Genomic DNA, 14001 nt, shown 5'->3' on the forward strand with positions numbered 1-14001 from the left:
TTCTTTAATTTATGATAAAAGCTTTTAAAGAACTTACTTTTTCTTTCAAAGAATTTAGAGCTAATTTTGATACTTCTGTTGCTCCTAAAATTGATAAGTGCGTATTATCTTCTTTCCCTTTTGGATAATAAGGGATTTCATTTGGTAGATAATGTAAGTGTAATTTTTTAGAACCTTCAACCCCATAAGATTCTTCTAATTTTTCTGTTAAATATTGTAGATCGATAAAAGGAACATTATACTCTTTTGCAACTAGCCTAACTTCTCTTGGGTATGCACCATGCGTATCTGTAAAAGTACCATACTCGTTAAACCTTCTTCTTACGATAGGAGTAAATAATACAGGAATTGCTTCTTTTTTTCTAGTTTCTTTTACAAATTTTATTAGATTGTTTCTATAGGCTGTTTGCGGATTTGTATACCTTTTAGGGTCTTTTATTTTTTGATCATTATGACCAAATTGAATAAAGACATAATCTCCTTTTTTTAATTGATTGTAGACTTTGTCCCATCTTTTTTCTGAAATAAAACTTCGTGTACTTCTCCCATTTACGGCATGGTTTTTTACATTAACGTTTTTATTTAAAAATGTGGGTAATAATTGGCACCAACCTCTCTCTGGGTTTGTATCTGGGTTTCGTTTATCTGCCATGGTAGAATCTCCAATAGTATAAATAGAAACTTGCTGGTTAAGTTGTTCTTCTTTACAAGATTGGAAAACAATTAAAATAAATAAAACAATTATTTTATAGATTTTCATACCACTCTTTTTTAGATGTTTTTTTATACTTACCTAAAATATTTTTTAACGTATATTTTTTAGATTCTCTTTTACTTAATTGATAAGACCAATCTACTCTTTTTTCAGGTCGAAAACCTTCACCTTTATTATTATATTCTGTATAAAACGTAGTTTTTTCAGCTTCTGGTTTTTTCCAATTGTCCCATCCAATAGGTAGAATATGTTTTCCTAAATCGCAATTTATAAAAACAGTTTTTGCATAAATTCGCCAAGGTCGTCCTAAATATACTTTACTAATATTTTTAGTTGCTGTAAGCTTACATTCTTTAAAAACATATCCAAATAACGAATCTTTTGGTGTAGACGCTGCTGTAATATAAGAGTCTTTTTTACTATGAATTTGGCAGTTTTCAAAAAAAGCAGTTGCGCTTCCAAAAATAAAATCTGTAGTACCTTCTATGTAGCAATCTTTATAGTATTGCTTGCCTTTTCCTGATGCGTATAATGTATCTTGATTTCCTAAAAGCTTACAATTTATAACAGCAACTTCATCAGAAAAAACAGATAATGCAACAGCTTGTCCAACTTCTCCTGAAGAGTTTTCTATAGTTAGATTTTTAAGAATTACATTATTAGCTTCTATTAATAATGTATACGTGTAAAAAGTACTGTTTCTTCCCAAACCAATTTTGTTAAAATAGTCGTCATAAGTTATAACTGTATTTTCTTTACTTTCTCCAATTATAGACAGATTTGAATTCCATTCATGAACTTTAACCTTTTCTTTGTAAATACCATTTTTAATAAAAATAGTAACTCTTTCATACGGAAAAGACTTTGTATTATTAATAGCTTCTTGTATTGTTTTATAATCTCCAGTACCATCTTTTGCTACTACAATCTTGTATTCATTTACAGGTTTAACATTTTTATTTACAGAATGCTTTAGTTTCCAATCTGTGTATGTTTCTAAAACTTTTCTAGGATGATTAACATACCAAGCATAACCATTTCTACGCTCAGCACCAATTTCTGTAATTGAATACTTTTTGATACCATCTCTATCGCAAAAAAAAGGAGTATTGTCTTTTAAGTCCATAAAACGAGCCCAAATTGGTTGTGCATTTACATCTGGTATCATTTTTTTTTCAATAAGTTTTCCTGCTTTACTGTAAATTCTATCTTCTCTTAAATTATTAATTTTTGTAGATTGAAACCAAGAAACTGCGGCATTTACAGCAGTAATTATTTCTTTAGAAGGATTTTTAATAGACATTAAAAACAATACAATATTAGCAGATTCGCTTCCACTTAAAGATGGTAACTCATAAGCTCTAGCTTTTGCAGGTTCTAGTGTGTTTTTGTTATGTTGTGCGCACCAAGCTGTAAGCTCTCCATTTTGTTTGTATTGAGTTTTTAAAATACAATGAATGCCTTTATTATAAGCTATATTAATTTTTTCTAATTGTAATTTTGTTGGTTTAATTGAATAATAATCTGTGTTATTTTTAATCTCTTTAAGGAGATTTAAAATATTTATCATAGAATCATCATTATAAGTAATATGAGTGTAATAGCCTTTACGTAAAGGATAATATTGTGGCCAACCCCCATTATCATATTGTGCTTCTAGCAAATAATCTAATGCTTTAAAAAAACTATTTTTGTAACGCTCATCTGGAATTTGGTGATACATTTTAGATAGAAAAAGCATTTCTTGAATAGTTGCTCCATTATCTGTTGTTGCTCCTTTTCCTTGAGGTTTTAAAGCGATTAATACTTCTTTTTTTTCTTTAGAAAGCGGTTTGTGCATTTGCACATTTTTTGGCCAACCACCAATTTCTCGTTGATATAATAAAACATTTTCTGCTATTTGTTTTGCTTCTACAGAAGCGAACCAGAAAACCTCTTTATTATGAATAATATCTTGCCAGGATTGATTGTGTATTTGTGCTTGAAAATTAAACGTTACACATACAATACATATTAATAGAAAATTTTTCATAATTCAACTACTTGTTGTTCTTCACTACTCTTTATTGCAGCTTCTATAATTTTAATAACATCTGTAGCATCTTCTGCAGAAACAGGTACAGCTGTTTTGTTTAAAATTGCTTCAGATATACCGTTATAATATTCCATATAATCTCCTTTTTCTGAAAGAATATGTTTTTTTATAATTTCTCCCTCTATCTCTATGTGTAATAAACCTTGTTCTGATATTGGTTCTATTCCCCAATTTTTAGAGTTTGGTTTTAATCCTTTTTGTAGTTCTACTTCTTGAATATCTGCCTTTGTTTTAATAAAAGAACCTTTTTTACCATGAAGTATGTAGCCTGGTAAAGTTTCTCTAACAAAATAACTAGACTTTAAGTTTACGTAAAAATTATTGTAATAGAGTTTTACATCGAAATAATCGCCAACTTTAGAGTTATTTCTAAAACTATCTAAGTTAGCAAACAATGCTTTAGGCATTCCAAATAATTGCAATGCTTGGTCTATTAAATGCGAACCCAAATCATACAAACTACCAACCCCTTTAATTGGTAGTTCTTTATGAGTTTTATAACTTAAATCTGGTTCAAACCTATCATAATGAATCTCTACATCTACTAAATCTCCTAGAATGCCTTTATCAATAATTCTTTTAACAGTTTTAAAATCACTGTCCCAGCGCCTGTTATGATACACAGAAAGTAAAACATTTTTATCTTTTGCTAGTTGTACTAATTCTTCTGCCTCTGCAACAGTAACAGTAAAAGGTTTTTCTACAACAACATTTTTTCCTGCTAAAATTACTTTTTTTGTAAAATTATAATGCGTTGTATTTGGGGTATTCACAACAACTAATGCAACCTTATCATCAACTAAAATATCTTCTAAACTTCTAAAAGTTTTTACAGTTGGATAGTTTTTTTTAGCTTCGTTCTTAGTGCGTTCAAAAACACCATAAAAATTAAGATTTGGATGTAAATCTATAAATGGAGCATGAAATACATAGCCACTCATGCCAAAAGCACATAAGGCTACATTAATTTGTGAATTTTTCATTTTTAATTATTTATCTAATTCTAAAGCAGCCAAAATAAAAGGACCTGTACCATGTAAGTTATTTACTCTTTTAGCTTCACTTATGTAATACTCATAAGAAGCATCTCTGTATGGATTTCCTCCTAAACCAGCACCTTTACAGGTTTGAGTAAGATGAATTTCTCCATCTTCATCCACTGTAACTAATTCTTTAACAAGACCGTCAAATGCTTTGTTGGCATCCACTTTAAAACTTTCTGGTAAATATCCTTTACGTACTCCTTTTGCAAATGCATACGCAAACATTGCAGTACCAGATGACTCTAAATAATTGTCTTCTCTATTAGGGAAATTAGGAACTTGATACCAAATACCAGACTTATCTTGCACTTTTAATAAAGCAGTAGATAAATCGTTTAATTGTTGAATTAACATGTCTCTTTTGGGATGATCTTGTGGAAAATAATCAAGCACATCTACCAAAGCCATCACATACCAACCTAAAGATCTAGACCAAAAATTTGGAGATTTACCAGTTTTTTTATCTGCCCAACCCATTTGTTTGCTTTCATCCCAAGCGTGTAATAACAATCCTGTTTTTTTATCTAATGTTTTGTTATAAATAAGTTCAAACTGGTGTGCAACATCATCAAAATTCTTTCCATCTTCATATTCAGAAATATACCTTGCCAAAAATGGTTGTCCCATATATAAACCATCTAACCACATTTGGTTTGGATATATTTTTTTATGCCAAAGACCACCAGACTTGGTTCTTGGATGTGTTTTTAATTGTTTTCTTAATGTTTTAATGGCTGTTAAATATCTTTCTTCTTTTGTTTTTTCATACAAAAAGAAAAGAATTTTTCCTGCGTTAATATTATCGATATTATATTTCTCTAAATCATAATTTAAAATAGTTCCAGTGCTATCTATTAATTCATCTGCATATCCTTTTTCATATTCAAAATATTTTTCATCTCCCGTTTTTTGATACAGTTTCTCAAAAGACAAAGCCAATAAACCATGTTTGTAATTCCAGCTTAGTTTCTTGTGATTATCTACATCACTTGCTTTTGGAAAACGTTTCATTATAGACAATGCCATACGTTCAGACCATTTTAAATTTTTAGAAATAGTAATTTCTTTTACAGTATCTGCTTTCTTAACTTCTTTCTTTTCACCTTTACAACTTGTAAAAAAACCTGTAACTAATATTAGTATTATTGCTATTTTTTTCATTTTATTTTACTTTTTTTCGTACTTCTTAATTACTAAATATTTTAAATCTGTGTCTCCTGCATTACTAATTCCGTGCATACTAAAAGACGGACAATAAAGGCTTGTATTTGCTTCTACAACAACCTCTTTTCCGTTTAAGTGAAATTTTGCCTTGCCTTCTAAAACATAAAAGAATTCATCTTCTTTGTGTTTATGTGGCGGATGCGTTGCTTTTCCGGGTGCAACAACACTCATCTTTAATGTACGTCCGTCTAAAAAATCTTTATCTGCAAACCAGTATTGGTAACCTACTTTTGTTGGTTTTACTTCTTCTTTATTAAAAGTATTTACACAGTTTTCTATTGTATATTCTTTTTCTTGCGCTAAAATTTTATTGCTTTTTAAAGTTAAAAAACCAACAAATAACAAAGACAAAACTTTTATTTTTAAAACTTTTTTCATTCTATTGTATTATTAGTATTTAATTCTGATAACTTTTCGTTTAAATAAATAAGAAAATCGTTTTCTGTTTTAATACCATTAGGTTCTTGTTCCCATGCACCTAAAAAATAAAATGCTATTGGTTCTGTAGTTGGTTTAAATTCAATTAAATAATCGTCTTCTCCTTTTTTTGTGTCTAAAGTGTTTTCTATTTCATAAAAAATAGCCATTCCTAACTTATCTGGTACTAAAGTTTGTACACCATATGTTGCAATATATGCCCATTTTTTATTGGCGCTTTCTTTAGAAAAATATTTTACATTATGATCTACAATTCCTGTTACAATACCGTTAATTGCTATAGATGTTTGAATGATATGTTTTGTAATTCTAGAATCTGAATTGATACTTAGAATAGACTTTAAATCTATTTTATCACTAGCAGTTTTCCATCCTTTGTAATTAATTGTAATTTTAGAATTGTCTGATGAATTTTCTATGGAAGCAAATGTAGAATCTACTTGTTTAAAATGAAACATTTCTGAATCTACCAATCTTCCAATAGAACCTATTCCTAACCCTTTACCAACTTTTAAAATATCTTGTCCCCAAGATTGTGGCTCATGATAAGAATCGAAACCATCTTGCCCAACTTTAGAAAGAATTAAAGAATCTGTTTTTTTTCCGAAAATATCAATAGCATTTCGCCAATCTAAATATAATCTGTAACCAACTTTATTACTTTCCCAACCCGGACCTTCATATCTTAAATACCAAGTATGATCTGTATGGTTGTCTGGTACTCTTAACTCTGTAACGTTTTTAAAAGATGTTCCTCCATCATATTCTTTATGTCCTCTTTCTCCATCAATCCATTTTCCGCCTTCTGCTATAGAAATTTCTGCATATGTTTTTGGTGAAGAAACAACTTCTGTAGTATTAATTATCTTTTCCTTTTTTTCTGATTTACAAGCTGTAAAAATAGCAACAGAAAATATTATTGTAATTAATTTTATTGTTTTCATTTTAGTTTGCTTTAAATTTTTGATTTAAAAATTGAGTAATAAATTTTAGAGTATCATTAAAATATGGTTGAAATAACCAGAACGTATGTGGGCTATTTGGTATTGTTTCTACTTGACTGTAAATAGCATAATTATCTAAAATTTTAATCACATCATCTCTTCCTGCATGAAATCTTTTAAATTGACTATTAATAAATAAAATTGGAGGTGTATTTTTATTTGTGTGAAATAGAGGAGAAGCTTCTTTCCATATTCTTGGTTTATCTCTAAAAGAACCTCCTAACCATAAACTTGCCATTTTACCCTCTTTAGAATCCGGATGTTTAAATGCCAAAATACCATCTAAATTTATAATTGCTTTAACTGAAGCAGAAACTACATTATTAGCTTCTTCTTCAAATTTAATATTATTATTTGTAGTACCCACCAATGTTGCCATTTGTGCACCAGAAGAGGCACCCAATATTGCAACTTTAGAACTGTCTGTATGAAACCTTTTCGCATTTAATTTAATAAATTTAATTGCAGATTTAACATCATAAATTCCTTTAGGATATTTTGCTTCATCCGCTAACCTATATTCTATAGCAAAACAAGAGTACCCTTTTGTAGCTATATTTTTTGCCAAATTATGCATGTGAGATTTGTTTCCTGATTTCCAACCACCACCATGAATTAAAATTACTGCTGGATTATTTTTATCTTTATTTATAAAAGCATCTAATGCGAGGTTTCTATAATTTAATTTTTTGTATACTATATTTTCTGTTTGAGAAACATTATTAAACTTTTTTGTTTTTACAACTTTAATCTTTGGAAAGACTTTTACATATTTTTTGAATGTACTATTTATAGAGTAAGAAGTATCTTTTAAAATATTTTGCAAAGCAGAAACTTTTGTAAAATACATTACACAAAAGAATAAGAAAAATAGACTTTTAAATTTCATTTTTACATGTAAATAAATAAGCCTGATTGTTTATAAACCAGGCTTAAATAAAATCAACTCAAATTCAAAAATAATTACTTTGTTTTATATTAAGACATCTTTTAATACTTCTGTTATTGATAAGCAGCATTCTGTGGAAAGTCTTTATTCTGATTTAAATCTAATGCAGACTGTGGTATTGGTCTTAAAATTTTAAGCTCTCCATTTGCCCCATTAAAATTACCTGTTTCAACTAAATAATTATGCATAGATGCACGTTCTACCAACTTACCTGTTCGTTTTAAATCGAACCATCTGTGGTATTCTCCAAACAACTCTCTTGCTCTTTCGTCTAACAGAATATCTATATCATAATCTGCTAAAGGTGTAGTTAAGCCTGCTCTATTTCTAACTGTATTTAACCTTGCCAAACCTGTTGCTTTGTTAGTGTTTAAATAAGCTTCTGCTGCAATTAAATAGGTTTCACCTAATCTAGATAAAATAATATCTCTTGTACTTACTCTAGAATCATCTTGAAATGGTGCTTTTGGATCGTCGAATTTTTTTGCAGGTATTGTTTGGTAGTCGCTACTTACAACACCGGCTGCATAAGTACCCCATTCATGTATTTGTGCTTCTGGATGTGCTAAAGCATAAGCAGAAATATCTGCTGGAGTTGCCCATTGTGGGGCATAATAATGTCTTACCTCTAAGCTACTAGTATCGTCTACATCAAAAGCATCATAATATCTCATAAATGCTTCTGTCATAAATGTAGCTTTATATCTTTCATCTTCTTCAGTAAATAAACCTAAGGCAAAATCTGTAGCTAATAAAGTATAACTTCTCCAACCAGCATCACCAGCATTTTCAGAACCACCTAAATAAGGTCCGTACCAATTTGCTTGTTTATGTCCTAAATTTTCTGGATCTGTACTCGCAGATGCTGTGCTGTATTGTACAGAAAAAACAGTTTCGTTGTTTAATTCATTTCCTGGTTCCCATAATTCATCAAAAGGAATTGTTAAAGATTGACCTGCAATAGCTTCATCTGCATAAGATGCAGCAGTAGCAAAATCATTTGTATCTGCAAAATTTTCATAAGCTCTTGTTAAATGTACTTTAGCTAACAAATGTTGTACTGCTTTTTTATTAACTCTACCAATATAAGAACCGTTACTAACAGCGCTTAAAGACTCTTCTAAATCTGTAATGATTAATTTATAAACATTTTCTGCTGAATCTCTATTAAATGATAAAACAGGACTATCTACAAAATCTTTTAAAATACCAACACCACCATATGTTTGTGCTAGTAAGAAATAAGCATTTGCTCTTAAATACTTTATCTCTCCAATATATTGATTTAAATTGGTTGTTTTTTCTGTTAAATCTGAATAATATAAGGCTGTATTTGCAGAGTTAATTGCTCTATAACAAGAAGTATATAATTGGTCTACACCTACAGAAGAAGAGTTTAATTGTGTATATTGTGATAGGCCATCTGGTTCCGATCCTCTACCAGAACCTACAGCATATAAATCTGTTCCAGCACAAAATACATACGCATCTCCTCCATATATTTCTTTTAATTGTGCATAATTTGCGTTAACTAATGTTTCAAATCCTGAAGCAGTTATATAGAAAGATTCTGCTGTTTCATTTGATCTATTATCCTCTTCAATAAAATCTGAACACTTACTAAACAGTATTGTTAAGATTCCTAAAACTAATATTTTTTTCATCTTTTTTTATTTAAAATTTTAAACTTAATCCTAATTGATATGTAGCAGAACTAACTCTACCTACATTAAATGACGCTGTTGCCCATTCTGGGTCATAACCATCATAATCTGTTATAACAAAAGGATTTAATACATTTGCATAAATTCTAAGTCCGTTAATTTTTAATTTACTTAACAAATCTTTGTTAAAAGTATAACCAACAGCAATATTCTTAATTTTTATAAATGAAGCATCTCTGTAGTAGCCAACTTTATCGTTTCTCCAATATGTACCAGCATTTCTAGGTTGTGGATAAGAATTTGAAAATTGTGCAGGAATACCTGCTGCATTTTCAGGAATATACCAATCTGCTATATCTAATTTTTGTCTACCTCTATCTCTAACGTCTGTAAAGTTTTGGTGGAATTCACTAAAAGCAAACACACCTTGGTTTGTGAATGCAGAAATAGACAGGTCGAAATCTCCAACCCTTAAGTTAGAAATAATACTTCCAGACCATGATGGATCTGAGTTCCCTAAAATGGCTCTGTCATTATTTGCATCTATTTTCCCATCATTATTTAAGTCTTTAACTCTTGCTTGTCCAGGAGTTTGACCAAAACTTGCAGCTTCTGCAGCTTCACTTGGTTGCCATATACCGTCAAAAACAAAGTTGTAATAAGAGTTTAAAGATTCTCCAATAAACCAGTTATTACCAATATCATCTACTTCAGACTGACCATTAATTTCTTCTAAACTATTTGTGTTTTTAGTAAAAGTAAAAGTTGTTTCCCAAGAAATATTTTCTTTTTGAATATTTTTAGTTGTTAATAAAATTTCTACCCCTTTATTACTAATAGATCCAAAATTAGCAAAAGTACTACCACTTGGAACACCTAATTCTAAAGGTAAACTTTGTCTACCAATTTGCCCTTCAGATAATCTATCATATACATCTAAACTACCAGAAATTCTGTTGTTTAAAAATCCAAAATCTACACCAAAATTAATTTCTCTAGTCTTTTCCCAAGTAAGAGCTTTGTTTGCTAAAGAAGAAGCTAACCAACCATTTGCAGTTGCTCCATTAAAATCATAAAATAATTGTTGGTCTAAGGTGTTTAAAGTAGAATACGCCTGTACATTATCATTACCAGTATAACCAAAACTAACTCTAGCTTTTAAATTTGATATAGAATTGTTGTTGCTTAAGAAGTTTTCTTCATTAATTTTCCATGCAAATGCTGCAGAAGGAAAAGATTCCCACTTATTACCTTCTGATAGTAAAGAAGAACCATCCCATCTATTAGATAATGTAAATAAGTATCTGTCTTTAAACGCATAATTTAATCTTAAAGCATAAGAGCTTAAAGTATTTTTTATAAAAGCAGAACCTAAATTAAAAGTACTTGAATTACCAGAACCAATATTATTAAACCCTGTGTTAAAAGGTTGTTCTCTAGAACTTAGAAAAGAGCTTTCTGTAGTATTAGAATAAATACTTTGTAGACCTAATAAATTAAATGAATGATTTTCATTTAAATCGTGTTTTATATTAAATTGATTATCCCAAGTATAGTTAAAGTTTTCACTAGTAGATAATTCTGAAGAAGGTAAGTTTTTATTACTTAAACCTGTGTTAGTTAATGCTCCCCAAGCCTTTCCTCTTGTTGAGTTTGTGTAACCTCCAGAATATGTTGTTTTTAAACTTAACCACTCTATTGGTTTGTATTCAAAATATACATTTCCTAATATTTTCCATCTTCTTCTCTCATCATCTGTATTTGCAATTTCTAGTAATGGATTAAAAGTACTAGTTTTATTAATTGCAAAGTTTCCATTTGTTGGGTATGTTAATTTACCTGGTTGTGGAAATAATTCTCCTATTAACTCATTTCCATTATCATCTATAGCCCAAGGAGATAAAAATGGATTTAATCTAAAAGCATCTCTCATTGCAACAGAACTACCAAATTGTTCGTTGGTTTTAGCAATAGTTATGTTAGAACCTGCTGAAATTTTATCATTTATTTTATGATTTACACCTAATTTTAATGTGTATTTATCTATAGATTCATTAGCAATGTTTCCTGTCTCTTTTTGCATTCCTAATCCTAAATTATATGCTAAACCATTTTCTGCTCTACCACTAATATTAATATAGTTGTTTTGTTGAATACCAGAATTTAAAACAGCATCATACCAATCGAATACTTGGTTTTTATTTGCTCTTTCTAATAATAATGCATTTGCAGTACCAACAACCGAACCCGCTAACATATCTGCAGTAGTAGTTGATGCATCTCCACCATTAGTTGTAGCAAAATAAGCAGATTGGTGATATTTCCACCATTTTTCTCCACCCATCATTTTTGGTAATCTTGTTGTAGATTTTACACCATAAGAAGTTTCTAAAGAAACATTAAAACCAGATTTTGCATTTGAACCATTTTTGGTAGTTACAATTACTACACCATTTGCTCCTCTTGAACCATAAATTGCAGATGATGATGCATCTTTTAGAACATCCATTCTAGAAATATCTTGTGGATTTAAAAAACTAATATCATCTACAAAAACACCATCTACAACAAATAACGGATTTCCGCCAGATAAAGAGTTTGTTCCTCTAATTGTCATATTAAATCCATCTCCAACTCTACCAGTAGCAGATGAAATTTGTACACCTGCAACATTACCTTGAATAGCTTCTAAAGGATTTGTTGCATTTTTTTCTGTAATTGCAGCGGCGCTAACTGTACTTACAGTTCCTGTTAAATCTTTTTTCTTAACTGTTCCATAACCTACCACCACTATTTCGTCTAAAGATTCTGCATCAGGAGATAAAACGATATTTAATTTACTTTTTCCATTTACTAATACTTCTTTAGAACTAAACCCTATATAAGAAACCACTAAAGTAGCATTAGTATTTTTTAATGTTATTGAATAGTTTCCATCGAAATCTGTTGAAGTACCATTGTTGGTGCCTTTTTCTAAAATGTTTACACCTGGTAGTGGTGAGTTTGTTTCGGAATCTGTAATAATACCTTTAACTGTTTTACCTTCCTGAGCTAAAATGGAGTTAACTCCAAAAAAGCCAAGAAATAATAGCAAGGTAACAAAATGCTTAAAGCATTTTCTTTGTAAGAATTTAATGTTCATAATTTAATTGTTGTTTATTTATAGTTAATTTGATTGTTTTGGACTTTGCATTAATGAACCGTTTATATAAGTATCTATTAGTTTTAAATTTGATAAATGTTCTATTGAAAAAGCATTATCTACTTTTTCTATAATTACATTTTTAAGTGTTACATTATTAATTTTAGACTGTTCGTAACCTTTTGCTAAAATGGCATAATAACCACCATTTTTAACTTTAACATTTTCTAATAAAATATTTTTTATTTGTGGAATAAAATCTCCTGTTTGATTTGTATAAGTAGCATAATGCATATTTAATTTTAAAACAGCTTCTTTTACTTGGCCAACTTCTAAATCTCTTACATATACACCATCTATAATTCCACCTCTTCTAGAATTTGTTTTTAATCTAATAGCTCTATCTAAATTAGGGCTATTCATTTTGCAATTGTCTACATAAATATTTTTTACTCCAGCAGACATTTCACTTCCAATTACTACACCACCATGACCATCTATCATGTTACAATTTTGTACTACAATGTTTTCGCTTTTAATACCAACTCTTCTTCCTTCAGCATCTCTACCTGCTTTTATTGCTATACAATCATCACCAGTATTAAATGTGCAATTTTTAATTAGTACGTTTTTAGAATATTCTGGGTCGCAACCATCATTATTAGGTCCATGACTTTCAACAGTTACTCCATCTATAGTAATGTTATTAGATTTAAAAGGGTGTATAATCCAAAATGGTGCATTAATAATTTTAACACCTTGTAGCAATACACTTTCACATTCATAAAATTCAATAAAATTTGGACGTAAATAATGCCCATCTCCAAAGACTCTTTCATTTAATGGAACATTATTTTGTCCCATATCCATTAATCTTGGTAGGTTTAAGCTGTCTTTCTGTTGTGGCATCTCTTTTTTCCAGCCATAAGTATCTTTACCACACCATTTCCACCAATTATTATTACTTGCCTGACCATTTAAAACACCTTTACCTGTAATGGCTATATTTTTTTTGTTTTTTGCATAAATTAATGGAGAATAATTCATTAACTCTACCCCTTCATATGAGGTAGCAACTAATGGGTAATAATCTTTTGAGTTTGTACTAAATAATACTTCTGCACCTTCTTCTAAATGTAAGTTTACATTATTTTCTAAGTGAATAGCTCCTGTTAAATATTTTCCAGCAGGGATAATAATTTTCCCTCCACCATTTTCTGTACATGTTTTAATAATTTGTTTAAAAACATCTGTATTAAAAGTAAGTCCATCTGGGTTTGCGCCAAAATCTAAAAGATTGTAAGTTTTTTCTAAAAATTTAGGTTTGCTGATAGAATTAATTACTTTATCCATATCATCCCAAACAGCAAGAGATTCTTGGGCTTCTTTTTTTCTTTGACATGAAGAAAATATTATAAGACAAAAAATTATTAAAACTTTATAAATATCAAAAAAATTGACTTGTCTTTTCGTGTTATTTTGTTGCATTATTATTATTTATTAATTGAAATCAAAATTACATAATGTAATCGATTACCAAACATAGAAATATAGTTCTAATTATCCAAATTAATTTAACAAAAAATTAATAAATATGTGTTTTTATCCTTTTTATTAGAAAAAAAACTGTTTTTTTTGGGTATTGAAATATTTTATTTTACATTTTAAAGAAATAAATTATTTAAAAATGTAATCGATAACATTAAAATAATAAATATTTTACTTGC

The 14001-nt window shown here is 29.3% G+C and carries 10 protein-coding genes; all 10 read right to left on the reverse strand.

Going from position 1 to position 14001, the window contains the following annotated elements:
- Positions 1-4: 4 nt before the first annotated feature.
- Entirely contained in the window at positions 5-760 is a 756-nt protein-coding gene (locus H9I45_RS12770) for a rhamnogalacturonan acetylesterase (protein WP_088353842.1), read from the reverse strand.
- Positions 747-2747 (reverse strand): pectate lyase, encoded by a 2001-nt coding sequence (gene pelA, locus H9I45_RS12775; RefSeq protein WP_088353843.1) that lies wholly within the window; start codon positions 2745-2747, stop codon positions 747-749. The genes H9I45_RS12770 and pelA overlap by 14 nt, the downstream gene beginning before the upstream one ends.
- Positions 2744-3793, reverse strand: coding sequence for a Gfo/Idh/MocA family oxidoreductase (locus H9I45_RS12780; RefSeq protein ID WP_088353844.1), 1050 nt, complete (start codon positions 3791-3793; stop codon positions 2744-2746). Before H9I45_RS12780 ends, pelA begins: the two co-directional genes overlap by 4 nt.
- Before the next feature lie 6 nt (positions 3794-3799).
- Positions 3800-5014 (reverse strand): glycoside hydrolase family 88/105 protein, encoded by a 1215-nt coding sequence (locus H9I45_RS12785; RefSeq protein WP_088353845.1) that lies wholly within the window; start codon positions 5012-5014, stop codon positions 3800-3802.
- Between the two features lie 6 nt (positions 5015-5020).
- Positions 5021-5455: a cupin domain-containing protein gene (locus H9I45_RS12790; RefSeq protein WP_088353846.1), complete on the reverse strand. Its 435-nt coding sequence runs from the start codon at positions 5453-5455 to the stop codon at positions 5021-5023.
- Positions 5452-6459: a DUF4861 family protein gene (locus H9I45_RS12795; RefSeq protein ID WP_088353847.1), complete on the reverse strand. Its 1008-nt coding sequence runs from the start codon at positions 6457-6459 to the stop codon at positions 5452-5454. The genes H9I45_RS12790 and H9I45_RS12795 overlap by 4 nt, the downstream gene beginning before the upstream one ends.
- 1 nt (position 6460) lies before the next feature.
- Positions 6461-7408 carry an alpha/beta hydrolase gene (locus H9I45_RS12800; protein ID WP_228454910.1) on the reverse strand — a complete coding sequence of 316 codons (948 nt, stop codon included), beginning with the start codon at positions 7406-7408 and terminating at the stop codon, positions 6461-6463.
- Positions 7409-7521: 113 nt separating this feature from the next.
- Positions 7522-9132, reverse strand: a complete 1611-nt coding sequence (locus H9I45_RS12805; RefSeq protein WP_088353849.1) for a RagB/SusD family nutrient uptake outer membrane protein — start codon at positions 9130-9132, stop codon at positions 7522-7524.
- A gap of 10 nt (positions 9133-9142) precedes the next feature.
- Positions 9143-12274 carry a SusC/RagA family TonB-linked outer membrane protein gene (locus tag H9I45_RS12810; RefSeq protein ID WP_088353850.1) on the reverse strand — a complete coding sequence of 1044 codons (3132 nt, stop codon included), beginning with the start codon at positions 12272-12274 and terminating at the stop codon, positions 9143-9145.
- A 24-nt stretch (positions 12275-12298) separates the two neighbouring features.
- Complete coding sequence (locus tag H9I45_RS12815; protein ID WP_088353851.1) at positions 12299-13762, reverse strand: glycoside hydrolase family 28 protein; 1464 nt, start codon at positions 13760-13762, stop codon at positions 12299-12301.
- Between the last annotated feature and the right edge of the window lie 239 nt (positions 13763-14001).

This window comes from Polaribacter haliotis (genome assembly GCF_014784055.1).
Taxonomy (GTDB): domain Bacteria; phylum Bacteroidota; class Bacteroidia; order Flavobacteriales; family Flavobacteriaceae; genus Polaribacter; species Polaribacter haliotis.

What these genes read in the sequence shown, in the direction of transcription:
- H9I45_RS12770 (WP_088353842.1), bottom strand. Translation starts at nt 760, where the DNA reads ATGAAAATCTATAAAATAATTGTTTTATTTATTTTAATTGTTTTCCAA.
- pelA (WP_088353843.1), bottom strand. Translation starts at nt 2,747, where the DNA reads ATGAAAAATTTTCTATTAATATGTATTGTATGTGTAACGTTTAATTTT.
- H9I45_RS12780 (WP_088353844.1), bottom strand. Translation starts at nt 3,793, where the DNA reads ATGAAAAATTCACAAATTAATGTAGCCTTATGTGCTTTTGGCATGAGT.
- H9I45_RS12785 (WP_088353845.1), bottom strand. Translation starts at nt 5,014, where the DNA reads ATGAAAAAAATAGCAATAATACTAATATTAGTTACAGGTTTTTTTACA.
- H9I45_RS12790 (WP_088353846.1), bottom strand. Translation starts at nt 5,455, where the DNA reads ATGAAAAAAGTTTTAAAAATAAAAGTTTTGTCTTTGTTATTTGTTGGT.
- H9I45_RS12795 (WP_088353847.1), bottom strand. Translation starts at nt 6,459, where the DNA reads ATGAAAACAATAAAATTAATTACAATAATATTTTCTGTTGCTATTTTT.
- H9I45_RS12800 (WP_228454910.1), bottom strand. Translation starts at nt 7,408, where the DNA reads ATGAAATTTAAAAGTCTATTTTTCTTATTCTTTTGTGTAATGTATTTT.
- H9I45_RS12805 (WP_088353849.1), bottom strand. Translation starts at nt 9,132, where the DNA reads ATGAAAAAAATATTAGTTTTAGGAATCTTAACAATACTGTTTAGTAAG.
- H9I45_RS12810 (WP_088353850.1), bottom strand. Translation starts at nt 12,274, where the DNA reads ATGAACATTAAATTCTTACAAAGAAAATGCTTTAAGCATTTTGTTACC.
- H9I45_RS12815 (WP_088353851.1), bottom strand. Translation starts at nt 13,762, where the DNA reads ATGCAACAAAATAACACGAAAAGACAAGTCAATTTTTTTGATATTTAT.